The organism is Amaricoccus macauensis, assembly GCF_014201905.1.
Classification (GTDB): Bacteria; Pseudomonadota; Alphaproteobacteria; order Rhodobacterales; family Rhodobacteraceae; genus Amaricoccus; species Amaricoccus macauensis.
The window spans coordinates 64,615-81,555 of record NZ_JACHFM010000005.1 but is presented as its reverse complement, the minus strand read 5'-3'; the positions used below and the strand labels follow the sequence as shown (position 1 = coordinate 81,555).

The 16,941-nt window shown below is 68.4% G+C and carries 15 protein-coding genes and 1 tRNA gene; 7 read left to right on the top strand and 9 right to left on the bottom strand.

The genetic code is table 11. The annotated features are described in order from the left end of the window. Window positions 1-51: 51 nt before the first annotated feature. The 8 genes from HNP73_RS19630 to HNP73_RS19595 all read right to left on the bottom strand — a co-directional run bounded on the left by HNP73_RS19630 (window position 52) and on the right by HNP73_RS19595 (window position 8,411). Window positions 52-128: transfer RNA gene (locus tag HNP73_RS19630), tRNA-Pro, on the bottom strand. A 43-nt stretch (window positions 129-171) separates the two neighbouring features. Next, window positions 172-636 (bottom strand): DUF192 domain-containing protein, encoded by a 465-nt coding sequence (locus HNP73_RS19625; RefSeq protein WP_184154114.1) that lies wholly within the window; start codon window positions 634-636, stop codon window positions 172-174. Next, window positions 636-1,139, bottom strand: coding sequence for a cold-shock protein (locus tag HNP73_RS19620; RefSeq protein ID WP_184154106.1), 504 nt, complete (start codon window positions 1,137-1,139; stop codon window positions 636-638). The genes HNP73_RS19625 and HNP73_RS19620 overlap by 1 nt, the downstream gene beginning before the upstream one ends. 259 nt (window positions 1,140-1,398) lie before the next feature. Further along, window positions 1,399-2,373 carry a YihY/virulence factor BrkB family protein gene (locus HNP73_RS19615; protein ID WP_184154103.1) on the bottom strand — a complete coding sequence of 325 codons (975 nt, stop codon included), beginning with the start codon at window positions 2,371-2,373 and terminating at the stop codon, window positions 1,399-1,401. Window positions 2,374-2,714: 341 nt separating this feature from the next. Beyond that, entirely contained in the window at window positions 2,715-4,811 is a 2,097-nt protein-coding gene (gene rpoD, locus HNP73_RS19610; RefSeq protein WP_184154100.1) for an RNA polymerase sigma factor RpoD, read from the bottom strand. An 89-nt stretch (window positions 4,812-4,900) separates the two neighbouring features. Continuing rightward, window positions 4,901-6,901 carry a DNA primase gene (gene dnaG / locus HNP73_RS19605; RefSeq protein WP_184154097.1) on the bottom strand — a complete coding sequence of 667 codons (2,001 nt, stop codon included), beginning with the start codon at window positions 6,899-6,901 and terminating at the stop codon, window positions 4,901-4,903. A 132-nt stretch (window positions 6,902-7,033) separates the two neighbouring features. Further along, window positions 7,034-7,996: a calcium-binding protein gene (locus tag HNP73_RS23485; RefSeq protein ID WP_184154094.1), complete on the bottom strand. Its 963-nt coding sequence runs from the start codon at window positions 7,994-7,996 to the stop codon at window positions 7,034-7,036. Window positions 7,997-8,081: 85 nt separating this feature from the next. After that, complete coding sequence (locus HNP73_RS19595; RefSeq protein ID WP_184154092.1) at window positions 8,082-8,411, bottom strand: DUF6476 family protein; 330 nt, start codon at window positions 8,409-8,411, stop codon at window positions 8,082-8,084. Between HNP73_RS19595 and HNP73_RS19590 the strand changes: the two genes are divergently transcribed. The 7 genes from HNP73_RS19590 (at window position 8,410) to HNP73_RS19560 (ending at window position 14,475) form a co-directional block, all read left to right on the top strand. Then, window positions 8,410-9,438 (top strand): RluA family pseudouridine synthase, encoded by a 1,029-nt coding sequence (locus tag HNP73_RS19590; RefSeq protein WP_184154090.1) that lies wholly within the window; start codon window positions 8,410-8,412, stop codon window positions 9,436-9,438. The genes HNP73_RS19595 and HNP73_RS19590 overlap by 2 nt on opposite strands. A 60-nt stretch (window positions 9,439-9,498) precedes the next feature. Further along, on the top strand, window positions 9,499-10,395 hold the full coding sequence (gene rpoH, locus HNP73_RS19585) for an RNA polymerase sigma factor RpoH (protein ID WP_184154088.1): 897 nt from the start codon (window positions 9,499-9,501) through the stop codon (window positions 10,393-10,395). A 72-nt stretch (window positions 10,396-10,467) separates the two neighbouring features. After that, on the top strand, window positions 10,468-11,733 hold the full coding sequence (locus HNP73_RS19580) for a DUF763 domain-containing protein (RefSeq protein ID WP_184154086.1): 1,266 nt from the start codon (window positions 10,468-10,470) through the stop codon (window positions 11,731-11,733). Next, a complete protein-coding gene (locus HNP73_RS19575) occupies window positions 11,730-12,470 on the top strand; it encodes an ABC transporter permease (protein WP_184154084.1) in 741 nt (246 codons plus the stop codon). Before HNP73_RS19580 ends, HNP73_RS19575 begins: the two co-directional genes overlap by 4 nt. A gap of 90 nt (window positions 12,471-12,560) precedes the next feature. Further along, window positions 12,561-13,541, top strand: coding sequence for an Hsp33 family molecular chaperone HslO (gene hslO, locus HNP73_RS19570; RefSeq protein ID WP_184154082.1), 981 nt, complete (start codon window positions 12,561-12,563; stop codon window positions 13,539-13,541). Window positions 13,542-13,693: 152 nt separating this feature from the next. Beyond that, window positions 13,694-14,077 (top strand): hypothetical protein, encoded by a 384-nt coding sequence (locus tag HNP73_RS23480; RefSeq protein WP_184154080.1) that lies wholly within the window; start codon window positions 13,694-13,696, stop codon window positions 14,075-14,077. Further along, entirely contained in the window at window positions 14,038-14,475 is a 438-nt protein-coding gene (locus tag HNP73_RS19560; protein WP_184154077.1) for a trypsin-like peptidase domain-containing protein, read from the top strand. Before HNP73_RS23480 ends, HNP73_RS19560 begins: the two co-directional genes overlap by 40 nt. 37 nt (window positions 14,476-14,512) lie before the next feature. Here HNP73_RS19560 and HNP73_RS19555 read toward each other — a convergent pair whose 3' ends face one another. Further along, window positions 14,513-16,807: a molybdopterin cofactor-binding domain-containing protein gene (locus HNP73_RS19555; protein WP_184154075.1), complete on the bottom strand. Its 2,295-nt coding sequence runs from the start codon at window positions 16,805-16,807 to the stop codon at window positions 14,513-14,515. Window positions 16,808-16,941: the final 134 nt, after the last annotated feature.

Below are 16,941 nucleotides of genomic sequence, written 5' to 3'. Positions count from 1 at the left end.
CGACAGGCGCCGGATGGGATGTGCGCCTCTGGCGCCGGGTCCTTGGCAATGTGGTCGGGGCGACTGGATTCGAACCAGCGACCTGCGGTACCCAAAACCGCCGCGCTACCAGGCTGCGCCACGCCCCGATCCGGGCCGTGTAGCCCGACAGCGGGGCCGGGGGAAGGGGAATCAGCCGCTGCAGCTCCAGACCGCGCCGGTGAGGGCGGGGTTGCGGATCTCGGCGCCGGGCTCGATGCCAAGCTCCGCCGCGAGGCCGCCGTTGATCTCCAGCACATACTGGATATCGTCGCCGCCAAAGACCGGGGTCTCATCGTGCGGCTGCGCATTGGACTTGATCCGCTCAAGGCGGCCCTCTGCATCGAAGAACAGGATGTCGAGCGGGATGAGGGTGTTCTTCATCCAGAAGGCCACCGGCTGCGGCGTCTCGTAGACGAAGAGCATGCTGGAGAACTTCGGCAGGTTCTCGCGGAACATGAGCCCCTGCTCACGTCCCTCGGGCGTGTCCATCACCTCGACATGAAAGCGCAACTCGGTATCGGAGTCGCGCAGGTCGATCTGGTCGGGAGCGCAGTCTGCCGCGGACACCGGACCGGCAGCGAGCGCCGCCGCGGCGAGGAGCCAGGCAAGACGCATCAGGCCTGCATCCGCAACCGCGTCACGTAGTCCCAGCTCCGAACCTCGTAGACCATTGGCCCCCGCGGGCCGGCGGTCACTCGCACGGCGAGTACATCACCGGCGACCACTTCGCCGTAACCGTGCTGCCGCAGGGTCTCCATGTGGAGAAAGACGTCCTCGGGGCGACCGTAGACGTTGACGAAGCCGAAACCCTTCACCCGATCGAACCACTTGACCCGCGCGGGCTCAAGCGGACCGGCAGCGTCGCCATCCGGCATGGGGATGTGGATCTGCGCCGCCACGGGCGCGGTCGGGACGATGTCGAGAACCTCGACCGCCTGACGACCACGATCAGTTGACTGGACCCTCAGGGAGATCTCGGCGCCTTCTGCAACCGACGTGAATCCGAAGACTCGCAGGACGTTGCTATGGAGAAGAATATCACCTTCGCCATCGTCACCCACGACGAAGCCGTAGCCTTTGGTCGTATCGAACCACTTAACATGACCACGCACAACCATGCGGCGGACTTCCGAGCTCACGGGGCGCTCAGAGCGCCCGGTTACATTAAACGCAGTAGTGAACATTGGGGCACAGGATTTTGGGCACCTTCGGCACCGTAACGGTTTGGAGTATCAACGCAACCCGAAATTGGCGATTCCGAGAGGTGGACCGGCGCTTTCAACTCAAGATTGTTACTTGGTCGTCAATCGCTTGCCCCGATCGGAGACCTCTGTGTCTCGGGAATATGTTGCTTCGATGCCACTCTCAGCCCGCCGGTCAGGCGACATGATCCGCCACGTGGGCGCCGCGCTCGCCCATGGGACGCGGCCTGCCCGTCGTCGTGTCCGCTTCGGTCTGCAGCTCCAACTGAGCATTGAGTTCGGCGCCAAGCAATACGACGAAGGCGCTGGCATAGAGCCAGAACAGCAGTCCGACGATGGCGCCGAGTGAGCCATACGTGCGGTTGAACTCGGGGAAGCGCGCGAAATAGGCCGAGAGCGCCACCGAAACGAGCAGCCAGCCCACGGCTGCGAGCGCCGCGCCCACGGTGATCCACCGCTTGCGCGCCGGCGCCCGGCGCGGCGCATAGCGGTAGAGCGCGCCGATGACGAAGATGATGGCGGTGCCGAGGATCACCAGGGGCGTGACCCCGGCCAGGACTCCGCCGATCACACCGATGTCGGTAAAGTGAAGGACGGTCGGCACTGCCACCACCGCGAAGAGGGCGATGATTGCCACGGCAATGAAACCGAGGGTGAGCATGACAGAGATCGCGTATTGCACCACGAGACTGCGGTCATCCACCTCGCCATAGACGATGTTCATCCCCTCCATGAGCGCGCTCACCCCGGCTCGCGCACTCCAGAGGACGAGGGCAAAGGAGACGACCGAGGCAAACCCGAGCTTCGCCTGCGGCGCGGCGATCAGCGCATCGACCTGTTCCTCGATCATGACAAAGACCTCGGCGGGCAACACCGGCCGCGCCGCGTCCAGTGTCTCGGCCACATGGTGCGGATCGGCGACGAGGCCATAGACCGCGATCAGCGCGGCGATCGCCGGAAAGATTGCGAGGACGCCGAAGAATGCGACGCCGGCAGCGATGATCGACAGATGGTCGATGGTGATCCCTTGCCAGACCCGGCCGAGCACCTGTCGCCAGGCGGCCCATGACATCTGGTTCGGGTGGGAGGCGTCTCTGCCGGGCGCGCCGTCCGAAGCCTTGTCCGCGGTCTTGTGTGCGCTTCTGTCCATCTGGCCCGCGACTTTCGTGTTCTCACGAACAATCGCCGAGTCGCCGAAGCGTTCCGCGGCGGCGCAGGGACCCGCAACAGGCAAGGTCCGGGAGCGCGAGGACGTCGATTGTCGCTGCCCTCCGCGGAAGAGGCACCCCGCGGACATGTCAGCCGTCGAGGCCGTCCCGCGCCCGCGCCTCGCACCTTGTCGAGGCCCGCAGCCGTCAACCTTGGTTGCGTTTCCGTTAACGGTGCGGGAAAGCTGCTTTTGTATCAACCGCCTGACCGGTCTGCGCAAACTGCGCGCGCCCCGGCCGAATCCCCGGCCCCGTCCGACGGAACCGGGTGCGCCAGCCGGCGCTACTGGTCGAGGAAGCTCCGGAGCTTGCGGCTCCGGCTCGGGTGCTTCAGCTTGCGGAGCGCCTTCGCCTCGATCTGGCGGATACGCTCGCGGGTGACGCTGAACTGCTGCCCGACTTCCTCAAGCGTGTGGTCGGTGTTCATGCCGATCCCGAACCGCATCCGAAGCACGCGCTCCTCACGCGGCGTGAGCGAGGCGAGGACCCGGGTCGTCGTCTCCTTCAGGTTCAGCTGGATCGCCGAGTCGAGCGGCAGGATCGCGTTCTTGTCCTCGATGAAGTCGCCGAGCTGGCTGTCTTCCTCGTCGCCGATCGGCGTTTCGAGCGAGATCGGTTCCTTGGCGATCTTCATCACCTTGCGGACCTTCTCGAGCGGCATCTGCAGCTTCTCGGCCAGCTCCTCGGGCGTCGGCTCGCGGCCGATCTCGTGCAGCATCTGCCGCGAGGTCCGCACCAGCTTGTTGATCGTCTCGATCATGTGCACCGGAATGCGGATCGTGCGCGCCTGATCGGCGATCGAGCGGGTGATCGCCTGCCGGATCCACCACGTCGCATAGGTCGAGAACTTGTAGCCACGGCGGTACTCGAACTTGTCCACCGCCTTCATCAGGCCGATGTTGCCTTCCTGGATCAGGTCGAGGAACTGCAAACCGCGGTTCGTGTACTTCTTGGCGATCGAGATCACGAGCCGGAGGTTCGCCTCGACCATCTCCTTCTTCGCCTGCCGGGCTTCCTTCTCGCCCTTCTGCACCTGGTTCACGATGCGGCGGAACTCGGAGATGTCGACGCCCACGTACTGGCCGACCTCGGCCATGTCACGGCGGATCTCGTCGGCCTTCTCGCGGAAGCGGCTGGTGAGCTGGTCCCAGCCGCGCGACCGCAGCGAGCCCACCCGGTCGAGCCAGCCGGGTTCGAGCTCCGAGCCGCGGTATTCGTCGATGAATTCCTGACGGTTGATGCGCGCCTGATCGGCCAGCTTCACCATGCCGCTGTCGAGCGCCATGATCTTGCGGTTGATGCCGTAGAGCTGGTCGACGAGCTGTTCGATACGGTTGTTGTGCAGGCGCAGCGAGTTCACCAGCTCGACGATTTCCGAGCGCAGGCGCTGATACTCGCGCTCCTGCTGCGAGGTGAAGCTCTCGTTGCGGTTCAGCGTGGCCGAGATCCGGTCGTCCTGCATCTCGGCAAGCCGGCTGTAGTCGGTCGCGATGCGCTCCAGCGTCTCGAGCACCTGCGGTTTCAGCGCCGCTTCCATCGCGGCGAGCGACAGGTTGCCCTGATCCTCGTCCTCTTCCTCGTCGGGTTCGGACTGGCTCTGGGCGGGCTCCTCCTCCTCGTCGGCGAGGGGGGCGTCGTCGTCCTCGTCGTCGGACGCGGCGCGCGCGGCAGGCTTCGGCGCCGCGGCGGGCTTCGGGGCGGATTTCGGCGCGGCGGGCCGGGCAGAGGCAGGCTCCGGCTGTGCGACAGGCTCCTCGTCGGGCTCCTGCAGCACGCTCTCGACCTCGTCGGCCTCCATCTGTCCGGAGAACGTCGTCTCGAGGTCGATCACATCACGCAGCATGATCGCTTCGTCGAGAAGCTCGTCACGCCAGATGGTGATCGCCTGGAAGGTGAGCGGGCTCTCGCAGAGCCCGGCAATCATCGTGTTCCGGCCGGCCTCGATGCGCTTGGCGATCGCGATCTCGCCCTCGCGGCTCAGAAGCTCGACCGAACCCATTTCGCGCAGGTACATCCGCACGGGGTCGTCGGTGCGGTCGAGAGCCTCGCCGCCGGCGCTGGTGACGGTGATCTCGCGCGAGCCGGAAGTCTCGTCGGCGGCCGGCGGCGCGTCGTCGCGGTTGCCGTCCTCGTCCTCGCCTTCCTCGTTCTCGACGACATTGATGCCCATCTCGGAGAGCATCGCCATCACGTCCTCGATCTGCTCGGACGTCACCTGATCGGGCGGCAGGACTTCGTTCAGCTCATCATAAGTGATGTAGCCGCGCGCCTTCGCGGTCGCGATCATCTTCTTGACCGCGGCCTGGCTCATGTCGAGCATCGGCCCCGAGCCGTCGGCGGTATCTTCGGGCTTCTTCTGCTCGTCGTCCTTGGGGGCCATCGACTAGCTCCATTTAACTCCGGGCGGGGGGCTGACCCGGTCGGTTGAGGCTTCTTGCCTGCGAATCGCTGATTCGCAAGCCGGGGGTGTCATCGTCTGCGCGGTTTGCGCGCCAGAAGTGCCTCCGACGCCTGAATGACGCTCAGGAACTCCGGGCGTTCGAGCCCGGTGTCCGTCCCGTCATCGGCGAGAGGGCGAATGTAGGTCGCGTGCTCGGCCTCGGCCGCGGCGCGGACGCGCTCGGTCAGGCCATCGTCAGGGCCGGCGGCGAAATCGGCCGCCGCCTCGATCAGTTCGGCGGCGCGTCCGGCGAGCGCCGCGTGTCGGTCGAGTTCCTCCTCGATGGCCCGCGCCGCCTGCTCGGGCGAAGCCGTGGGCGCGAGATGCGGATTCGAACGGATCTGTCCGAGGGAAAGCTCGGGACCCGGATCTCGGCTCAGACGCAGAGAGACCGCCGCGACAAATGTCGCGCGGTCGGCGTTATCTGGGGCGTCGGCCAGCGCGGACAAGAGGGCGCGGCGAATCTCTTCAAGGTTTCGGCAACGGCACGCCAGCCGTTCGAGGCGCGATTCGAGCCGGATCGCCACGTCGGGATGATTGAGGCAACCGGCGAGGATGGCGCTCTCGCGCACCCGATCGTCGGCGAAGACACCCTCTCCCGCCTGCGCGAGAAGCGAGCTTCGGGTTGATGCCGTCGCCGGAGCGAAGCTTTCGCGGACCGGCAGCGCCCGGCGCGAGCGTTTCGGACCGGGGGAGAACGGCCGCTCGAACGGGCGCTCGAACGCTCGTTCCGGCCGCGACTTCTGCGGCGGCGCGAAGAGTGCCGCGCGGCGGACGCGGACCTCGGCTTCCCAGTGCGCCCGAAGCGTTGCATCCGAGATGCGGCTCACATGGGCGCGGAGTCGCGCGTCAAGCGCCGCGCGCCGTTCGGGGCTGTCGAGCACCTGACCATCGACCTCGCGTCCCCACAGAAGGTCGATGACCGGCTTCGAGTCGGCGAGGATCGCCTCGATCGCGGCCCGGCCGCCCGCGCGCACCACGTCGTCCGGGTCCTGTCCGGCCGGCAGAAGCGCGAAGCGGAGGCTCCGCCCCGCCCCGAGGTGCGGCAGCGCGAGGTCGACGAGGCGATGGGCGGCGTTGAGCCCGGCGGTGTCGCCATCGAGCGCCACCACCGGCTCGGGCGCGATCTTCCACAGCGCCTCAAGCTGGCGATCGGTGATCGCCGTGCCGAGCGGCGCGACCGCGTGGGTGACACCGGCGCGGGCGAGCGCGATGACGTCCATGTAGCCCTCGGTGACGATCACCGTGCCGGCCTTGCGCGCCGCGGCACCGGCGGGACCGGCATTGTAGAGGGTGCGGCTCTTGTCGAAGAGCGGCGTCTCCGGCGAGTTCAGGTATTTCGGTTCCTGACCGGGCGCGATCGCCCGCGCGCCGAAGGCGATGGCCCGGCCGCGCGCGTCCCGGATCGGGAAGGTGATCCGGTTGCGGAAGCGATCATAGGGGCTGCCCTGTCCGGGTTTGCCCGCGAGGCCCGCTTCGACGAGCTTCGCGAGGTCGAAGCCCTTGGCCGTCAGGTGTTCGATGAGAACGGTGCGCCCGTCCGGGGCATACCCGATCTCGAAGCTCTCGATCGTCTCCGCCCCGAGGCCGCGGCGTTCGAGGTAGGCCCGGGCGGCGGCCGCCCGGGAGCCGGTGAGCTGCGCGCGATAGAAGCGGACGGCGGCCTCCATCGCCTCGACGAGGCCGGTGTTCGCTGCCGCACGCGCGGCGGCGACGGGATCGGCCGCGGGCATCTGCATCCCGGCGTCGCCTGCGAGGCGCTCCACGGCTTCCATGAAGCCGACGTTCTCGGTCTCGCGCACGAAATCGAGTACATCGCCCTTGGCATGACAGCCGAAGCAGTAGTAAAACCCCTTGGCGTCATCCACGTGGAACGATGCAGTCTTTTCCTGATGGAAGGGGCAGGGCGCCCACCAGTCGCCACGCGCGGCATTGCTCTTCCGCGGGTCCCAGGTGACCCGCCGACCCGCTATCTGCGCCAGCGATATGCGGCCGCGAAGTTCGTCGACGAAACCCGATGGGAGCTGCATCGGCGAAATATCTGCCCGCCCCTGATGATTCGCAAGACTGATTCGCAAGTGATTCTCTTGATTCGCCTTTTCCGGTTGGCTGATCTGCAACAGTAAGTCCGGACAGTCGGTTAAGGCGGGATTAACCGCGCTTCACGTCAGCAGATTGTCGGGCGCGAAACGGAAGTCGTCGGCAGTGAAGTCCGAGACCTGCGTGTCCTCCACGAAGACCGCGCCGCTGCCATAGCCGATCCGAACGTCAGCCCCCGCCTGAGACAGGTGGAGGTCGGCGAAAGCGTCGATCCCCGCCACCCGCAGCAGAAAGCCGTCCTCGCCCGGCTGGAAGTCGAGAACGGTGTCCCGCCCGTCGCCGGTCGCGAACTGGAAGACGTCCGCGCCGTCGCCCCCGAGCAGCCGGTCGGTGCCGGCGCCGCCGAGAAGCACGTCGTCTCCGGTGCCGCCACGCAGCACGTCGTTTCCGCCCTGACCGGCCAGCCGGTCATTGCCGGCGCCGCCAAACAGAAGGTCGTCGCCGGTGGCCCCGAACAGCCGGTCGGCGCCGGTCAGCCCGGTCATGACGTCGGCGATCTGGATCCCTGCGAGCGTATCGGCCCGCGCGGTGCCGACGATGGTGCCGTCGGTGGGCGGCGTCACGTCGGCGACGATCTCCTTCCAGTAGCTGTAGCCGATCGCCTCGCTGCGATTGATGTCGTCGGGCAGCGACAGGGCCGGGAAGCCGCCGCCCGCCTTCACCATGGCGCCGGCGAAGGCGTTCGAGTTCGTCTGAAACAGCCGGTACTCATATCCGTCGTCGGCGAGCGCCTGCGCGTACTTCACGATGATGCCCCAGGCCTCGTCCGCCGTGTGGCCGGGAAACCGCAGGAGCGTCGCATGCCGGTCCTGCGGGGTCTCCCCGTCACGCGAGTCGGCGGAGTCGTCGATCGGGACGTTCACCTCGATCTCCATCGGCCCGCCGTAGGGCATGAGATCGGTCGCGCCGGAGCGGACCACGTATTCTTCGCCGTTGTCGCCCTGGTAGACGAGATAGAGGTGCAGCGTATTCGTGAGGTCGCCAACCACGCGGAGCGGGTGCTCCTCGATGTAGATCCGGGCCATGACACTTCTCCCCCCGAGCAGCTTGCGTTGCCGAAGAACGCGGCACGGGCCCGGCTGGTTTCATGGCCCCGTCACGGGCCGGACGTCACGGGCGGGGCGCGATGTCCACCTCGGCGCGCTCCACCCCGCTCACCCGGTCGAGCACCCGGATACGCTCCTTTCCGCCCGCATCCACCGTCACGACCGCGACCCAGTCGGAACCGAGCGTGATCGCGCGGGCGCTTTCCCCGGCCGGCAGGCGCACCTCCGGCGGCATGGCGACCGGCGTCGGAGCGGTCTGAAGCCGGATGACAAGCAGGATGACGATTGCTATCACCCCCGCGATCAGCGTCGCGGTCAACGCGAGCACCATCAGGCGCAGCTGGCGCAGGCGCGGCGGCTCGGGCGCCTCTTCGTGAGCAGCATTGCCGGCCATGTCCGACCCCCTTCGAGAAATTCGCGTCACGCTGGAGCGGGACGAGCGGCTTGACAAGGCTCTGGCCGCCGCTGCGCCCGATCTCTCCCGCTCGCGGATTCAGGCGCTGATCGCCGAAGGCGCGGTCAGTCTCAAGGAGAGAATCCTGGATGACCCGCGCGTCCGCCTCGCGCCGGGGACCGAAGTCACCGTCGCGTTGCCGGAACCCGGGCCCATCAATGCCAGCCCGGAGGCGATCGACCTTGCAATTGCCTACGAGGATGCCCATCTCATCGTCATCGACAAGCCCGTGGGGCTCGTGGTGCATCCCGCGCCCGGCGCTCAGACGGGCACGCTCGTCAACGCGCTGCTTCACCATTGCGGCGGATCGCTTTCCGGCATCGGCGGCCGACTTCGCCCCGGGATCGTCCATCGCATCGACAAGGATACCTCGGGCCTTCTCGTCGTTGCCAAGTCTGACGCCGCGCATCGCGGCCTCGCCGAACAGTTTGCCGATCATTCGATTGAACGCCGCTATCTCGCGGTTGTTCACGGCCACCCCGATCCCGCCGAGCCGCGTCTGCGCCACCTCGCCGGGATTTCGTGGGAGCCGGGCGGCGTCCTGCGGATCGAGGGCAACATTGGCCGGCACCCGGGGGATCGCAAGCGCATGGCTGTGCTGAGCGTGAACGGCAAGCCCGCCGTCACCCGGGCACGGGTGCTTGAGCGCTTCGCGCGCGCGAGCCTCGTCGAATGTCGGCTCGAAACCGGCCGCACCCACCAGATCCGTGTCCACATGGCCTTTGCGGGCCACCCGCTCGCGGGGGATACGGTCTACGGCCGGCGGCGGAGCGACGGCGCCCTCGGCGCCTTTCCGCGCCAGGCGCTCCACGCGGAGACGCTTGGCTTCATCCACCCGGTCACCGGAGAAGCCTTGCGCTTTTCCTCACCGCTCCCCCCCGACATGGAGCGGCTTCTCGACGATCTCCGCCAGGAGATTGCCGGGGAGAGCGACGGAGTAACGCAACCGGGACGTACAACGAACTGAAACTGCCCTATACAATGGGCCAGGCTTGCGGGGTTTTGGACAGTCCCCGCCAGGAGGACCATGGCTTACGACAAGCTTCCGGCGCCGTCCCCAGAACAGGGACTCTCGCGCTACATGCAGGAGATACGCCGGTTTCCGATGCTGGAGCCGGAACAGGAATACATGCTCGCCAAGGCATGGGTCGACCACGGTGATTCCGAGGCGGCGCACCAGCTCGTCACGAGCCACCTGCGCCTCGCGGCCAAGATCGCCATGGGCTACCGTGGCTATGGCCTGCCCACGGCCGAGGTCATCTCGGAGGCGAACGTCGGCCTGATGCAGGCGGTGAAGCGCTTCGACCCGGAAAAGGGCTTCCGCCTCGCCACCTATGCCATGTGGTGGATCCGCGCCTCGATCCAGGAATACATCCTGCGGTCGTGGAGCCTCGTGAAGATGGGCACCACCGCGGCACAGAAGAAGCTGTTCTTCAACCTCCGCAAGGCGAAGAACAAGATCGGCGCCATCGAGGAGGGTGAGCTTCGTCCGGAGAACGTGACGAGGATCGCCAACGACCTCAACGTCCCCGAGGATGACGTGATCTCGATGAACCGCCGGATGTCCGGCGGGGACGCGAGCCTCAACGCCCAGGTCAGGGGCGACGGCGACGGCACGGCCGAGTGGCAGGACTGGCTCGAGGACGAGGACGCCGATCAGGCGACGGCGTTCGCCGAACGCGACGAGCTCGAGACGCGCCAGGCGCTGCTGCTCGAGGCGATGCAGGGGCTGAACGAGCGCGAGCGCCACATCCTGACCGAGCGGCGTCTCAAGGACGAGCCGGTGACGCTGGAGGAACTCAGCCAGCAGTATGGCGTCAGCCGCGAGCGCATCCGCCAGATCGAGGTTCGCGCCTTCGAGAAGCTGCAGAAGAAGATGCGCGAGCTCGCGGCCGAACGCGGGATGGTGCCGGCGGTCAACTAGACTTCCGGTCTCTCGACAGCCGAGCCTGCTCCGGCCTAGGCTCGGCGGCGTTCCATCCCGAGGCCCCCGCCCATGCCGCGACGCGCCGGCAGCGCCGATCTTCCGCTTCACTCCGGTCGGGTGCCACCCTGGCTCGGGGCACGCATGACCCGGCTCGGGGTGGTGATCACCGAGGCGATCCTGCTGGAATACGGCCGGGACGAGTTCCTTGACCGCCTCGCGCATCCGTTCTGGTTCCAGTCGTTCGGCGCCGTCATGGGCATGGACTGGCATTCGTCGGGCATCACCACGAGCGTCCTCGCCGCGCTGAAGCGCGGTTTCGCCGGGCGCCCTGATCTCGGCCTCACCGTCGCGGGTGGCCGTGGCGCTGCATCGCGCCGCACCCCGGACGAGCTTGGCGCCGTGGCGGAGCGCACCGGCCTTGACGGCGCGGCCCTCGCCAGGGCGAGCCGGCTCGTCGCCAAGGTGGACAGCGCCGCGGTGCAGGACGGGTTTGAACTCTATCTCCACGGCTTCATCCTCGCCGACGACGGCCGGTGGGTCGTGGTGCAGCAGGGGATGAATGGCGCCCGCCGCACTGCCCGCCGCTACCACTGGCGCTCCGCCGGTCTCACGAGCTTCGTCGACGCGCCACACGCGGCGATCGAGGGCCCGACGGCGGGCGAGATCGTCAACCTGACCGACCATCGGGCGGCAGGGGCGCGCGCCGCGCAGCTCGATCTTCTCGCCGACCTCGGCCCCGACCGGCTCGCCCGTGAAGCGGCGAAGATCCGGGGCGGCGGCCTTGCGCGCGAGACCGTGCCCCCCGAGGCGCCATTGCTGCCGCATCTCGTCATGCCGGCGCATCACGACGTGCGTGAGGGCGATGTCATCCTGCGTCGCCTGCATGGGGCGCTCGCCGCCGCCGCGGATCGTGGCCCGACGGATTTCGCCGAGCTTCTGCTGGTGCCGGGCATCGGCCAGCGCACCGTCGAGGCACTGGCGATGGTTGCCGAGGTGATCCACGGCACGCCCTGCCGCTTCGCCGATCCGGCACGCCACTCGCTCGCCCACGGCGGCAAGGACCGCCATCCCTATCCGGTACCGACCCGCGTGCTCGACCGCACCATCTCCGTCCTGAAGGACGCCGTGACCCGCGCCCGCCTCGGATCGGACGACCGCCTCGCCGCGATCCGCCGCCTCGACGCGCAGGCCCGGGCGCTCGAAGCCACCGCCACCGGCCCGAGCCTGGCCACCCACATCGCCCGCGAGCGTGACGCCTCCCACGGCCTCGGCGGCCGCAGCGTCTTTGGCTGGGAGCCCGCTCCGGGCCGCGCGGCGGAGCGCGGCCGCCAATGATCGCGCTCCTTCGTCTCGTCACGCTTGCGCTCATCATCGGCCTCTGGTGGCTCGCGGCCCATGCGGGCAGCGCGCTCATCCCGACGCCGCTCGCCACGGCCCACGCCGCGGTCGACATGGCGCAGGACGGCCGGCTCTGGAAAGCGACGCTCGAGAGCCTCACGGTCTACGCCTCGGGCCTCGGGCTCGCCGTCGTCGTCGGGATCACCGCCGGCTTGCTCATGGGCGGCTTCCGCCTGCTTGGCGAGACGCTGGAACTCTACGTGATGGCGCTCGCGGCGACGCCGAGGGTCGCGTTCATCCCGCTGATCATCGTTCTTCTCGGCCTCGGTTTCGAGGCGAAGGTCGCGATCATCTTCCTTGGCGCGGTGATGCCGGTGGTGCTCAACACTTATGCGGGTGTCCTCAACGCCGACGGCGAGCTCGTCGAGATGGCGCGTTCCGCCGGCGCCTCCCGTGCGCAGGTGTTCCGCCGCATCCTGCTTCCCGGCGCGCTGCCGTTCATCGTTGTCGGCCTCCGCCTTGGCGCCACGATCGGACTGATCAACACCGTCGTTGCCGAGCTTTACACCGCCGTCCGCGGTCTCGGGGGGCTGCTCGCGATCTACGGCAACACCTTCCAGATGGCGCCGTACTTCGTCGTGGTCCTCGTCCTCGCCACGATCGGCACGCTTGTCACTCAGGGCCTGCGGCTCGTCGAGCTGCGCATGGACCGCTGGCGCTATGATGGTGGTTGACCTTGGTGGCTGATCGGGCAGCGGCACCGACGGCCGAATTTGCACTCGTCGGGTCGAGACCCTATCTCAGGGGCAACTCGGGAGACTTCCATGACACTCGCCGGACGCATTGCCTGGGATGATACCATCCTGCCCTTCCAGCTCGACCGCGCCGATGTTCGCGGCCGGGTAGCCCGTCTTGACACCGTGCTTGAGACGATCCTCGGCCAGCACGACTATCCGCCGGCCATTGCCGCCCTCGTGGCCGAGGCGGCGCTCATCACCGCGCTTGTCGGCCAGACCATCAAGCTGCGCTGGAAGCTGAGCCTCCAGGTGCGCGGCGACGGTCCGGTCCGGCTCATCGCCACCGACTATTTCGGCCCGACCGACGACGGCGCGCCCGCGCGGATGCGCGCCTACGCCGGCTTCGACCCGGATGCGCTGCCCGACAGCGTCGCGCGGCCGTTCGACCTGCTCGGTGAGGGCGTCTTCGCGATCCTGATCGACCAGGGCGCGGGCAGCGTGCCCTATCAGGGCATGACGCCGATCGCCGGCGAGTCGCTCGCCGATTGCGCCGAGACTTACTTCGCCCAGTCCGAGCAGCTGCCGACCCGCTTCGCCCTCGCCGTTGGCGAGGCGCTGGCGCCGGGCGGCGTCGCGAAGTGGCGGGGCGGCGGCGTTCTGCTCCAGCACATGCCCAAGTCGTCGCTGGAGGCAAAGCAGGCCGCCTCCGGCCCCGACGGCCTGCTTGCCGCCGCGGACATGCTCGACGGCGACGATGCGGAGAACTGGAGCCGGGCGGTGATGCTGCTCGAGACCGTCGAGGCGACGGAACTGGTCGGCCCGCACGTCGGCGCCGAGCAGCTGCTCCTGCGCCTCTTCAGCGAGGAGGAGCCTAGGGTCTTCCCGACCCAGGCCGTGCGCTTCGGCTGCACCTGCAGCCCGGAGAAGGTCGTGGCCTCGCTCGCCATGTACCCGGCCGAGGACATCGCGACGATGACCACCGAGGCCGGCACCGTCACCGCCGACTGCCAGTTCTGCGGGGCGCACTACGAGTTCGATCCCGCCGAGCTCGGCATCCGCGAGGACTGACCCGTCGCGGGAGGCCCGAGGCCTTCCGTGGACGCAGGCGTGACAGAACCCCGCCCATCGGGCGGGGAGTGGCGATTCACCCAACTGCGCGGAATCGCTCCGATGGCCGGCGTGCCCGTGGTAATCTTCCTCCGGGTTCTGGGGGATGAGAGATGCGTGCCGTTCGAGTCTGGCTGGGCGGACGGGGGACTGGCCCCGGCGTCATCACGCTGCTGCTCGTGCTGTACTTCGGCGCGCTCGGGTCCGCGGCCCTGGCGCGCGACGCGGCCGGGGAGCTGGCCCGCGAGTTCGATGCCCGGGAGTACTCCGACGCGGACATCCGCTACCTTCAGGTCGGACTGACGCTTGAAGGCGGCTATGTCGGGTTGATCGACGGTCGGTGCGGCGCCGGGTCGCAGCGGGCACTCGAAGCCTTCACCGCGCGGGCCGACGCACCGGGCGCCATCGTGCGCAACGCGCACGTCCTGCTTCTGGTCAGTCGCGGCACTGGATCGCCGTGCACCAGACCGGCAACGCCCGCCTCGGGCAGCGGGTGATTGCGCTCGGCTATCCGTTCTACGGCACGATCACGACGGCGCTGAACTCGACCGGAGGCAATATCAGCGCCATGGTCGGCCTCGGCGACGATCCGCGTCAGGTCACGGTCACGGCGCCGGTGCACCCGGGCAACTCCGGCGGGCCGCTCCTCGCCCTCGACGGGACGGTGATCGGCGTCGTCATTGCGACGCTCGACAAGATCGCGGTGGCCGAAGCCACCGGCTCGCTGCCCGAGAACACCAGCTACGCGGTCACCGCGACCGAGCTTCTGGAATTTCTGGAGGCGGAGGGCACGAGCCTGCCGCGTCAGGATGCCGGGCCCGCCGACTTTGATGCCGGCATCCCCGACGACATGCAGCAGGCGGTCGTCCCGGTCTTCTGCTACGGAGGATCGTAGCGCGACGCCGTGCGGGCGCCGCGCCCTCGTGGCCGGATCAGGCGGCCTTGCGGCCGGCCTGCTGGAGCCAGCCCCAGACCCGGACCGGGGTGAGGGGCATGTCCACGTGGCGCACGCCCTCGTCCCAGAGCGCGTCGAGCGTGGCGTTCGTCACCGCGGCGAGCGCGCCGACCGTGCCGGCCTCGCCGCAGCCCTTCATGCCGATCGCGTTGGCGGTCGAGGGCGTGAGTTCAGCGTGGAACGGGATCATCGGCACGTCGGCCGCCCGGGGCAGGCCGTAGTCCATGAACGAGCCGCTGAGGAGCTGGCCGTCCTCGGAGTAGACCACCTGCTCGGTGACGGCCTGTCCGATGCCCTGCACCACGCCGCCGTGCACCTGACCGGCGGCCAGCATCGGGTTGATGAGATAGCCGAAGTCATCGACGACGGTGTACTTCACCACCTCGACGCCGCCGGTCTCGGCATCCACCTCGACCTCGGCGAAATGCGCGCCGTTCGGATAGGAGCGGCCGGGGACGGTGAATTCCTCGGTCGTGACCAGCAGATCGGACTTGCCGCGCGCGCGCGCCACGCCCGATAGCGTCATCAGGTCCACCGCGCGGTCGGTGCCGGCGACGCGGAAGGCGCCGTCCTCGAAGACGAGATCGACGCCCGCGACCTCGAGCTCTTCCTCGGCGAGCGGGCGGAAGCGCTCGATCATCACGTCGGAGGCGTGGTTGATCGAATTGCCCTGCATCGTCACCGAGCGCGAGCCGCCGGTGCCGCCGCCGCTCGCGATCCGGTCGCTGTCGCCCTGCACGAAGCGGACCTTCTCGAAGGGAATGCCGCTTCGCTCTTCGAGGATCTGGGCGAACACCGTCTCGTGCCCCTGGCCGTTCGACTGGGTGCCGACGTGAAGCTCGACCATGCCGTCGTCAGTGAAGGCGATGGTGGTCGATTCGTTCTGCGCCCCGAGGATCGACTCGATGTAGTAGCTGAGGCCGATGCCGCGCAGCTTGCCAGACTTCGCGCTCTCGGCCTTGCGGGCGGCGAAGCCCGCGAGGTCGGCCTCTTCGATCGCCCGGTTCAGCACGCGCTCGAAGTCGCCGGTGTCGTAGAGCTCGCCCGCGGCGCTCTTGTAGGGGAAGGCGTCGGGCGGGATGAAGCTGCGGCGGCGCAGGTCGACCGGATCGACGCCGAGGGTGCGGGCCGAGGCGTCCATCAGCCGCTCGATGACGTAGATCGCTTCCGGGCGGCCGGCGCCGCGATAGGCGTCCATCGGCGGCGTATTGGTGAAGACGCCGCGCACCCGGAAGTAGGTGGTCTGCACGTCATAGACGCCGGGCATCACCTTGAGCGCGAGTTCCGACTGGATGAACTGGATATAGGGGCCGTTGTAGGCGCCAAGCCCGGCCACGCAGTCGATGCGGAGCGCGGTCAGGCGCATGTCGGGATCGAACGCCGCCTCGGCCACCGTCACGTGGTCGCGCCCGTCGCAATCGGTCAGCATCGCCTCCGAGCGCGTCGACATCCAGCGCACCGGCCGGCCGAGTTCCCGCGCGGCGAAGGCGCAAGCGAAATATTCCGGGTAGGCCGAGGCCTTCATGCCGAAGCCGCCACCCACATCGGGCGTCGTCACCCGCACGGCCGCCTTCTCGAGGCCCATGGTCTTCGCAAGCTCGGCCTTCAGCCCCCAGACGCCCTGACCGGAGAACGCCACGTGCAGCCGCGAGCCATCCCACTCGGCGAAGCAGCCGCGCGGCTCCATGGGCATCGCCTTGGCGCGGTTGTCGACGAGTTCGAGCCGGGTGGTGTGCGCCGCCGCCGCAAAGGCGCGATCGGTCGCATCCGCGTCACCGTGCGCCCAGTCGAAGCCGAGGTTCTCCGGCGCCTCGTCGTGGATCGCCGTGCCGCCCACGGCCGTCGCGAGATGGACCGGCAGCTCCTCGAAGTCGGCAGAGATCATCTCGGCGGCGTCGAGCCCGGCCTCACGGGTTTCCGCGATCACCACGGCGAGCGCCTCGCCGGCGAAGCGTACCACGTCCTCGGCGAACACGGGCCGGCGCGGCTTCGCGCCATGCGAGCCGTCGCGGTTCGTCACGACGGCCGCGTCGATCTCGTTCAGGAGCTTGCCCTCGAGGTCGGCCGCCGTGAAGACCGCGACCACACCCGGCGCCTCGCGGGCGGCCTCGACGTCGAGAGTCTGCACCCGGCCGTGCGCCACGGGGCTGCGAAAGAAGATCGCGTGGAGTGCCCCTTCGGGGGTCGCATCGTCGATGTAGGTGCCGGCGCCGGTCAGGAAGCGCACGTCCTCCTTGCGGGCCACGCTCTGGCTGGTTCCAAACTTGCTCACCGGTCGCCTCCCCTTGTTCGCGTGAAACGAGACACTAGCCGCCACGTCGCGCCCGTCCAGTCCTGAAGCCGGGCTTTCGTTCGGCCGACCGCGGCGTTATGAGACGCGCCGGACGGAACCCCGGGGAATTTGCA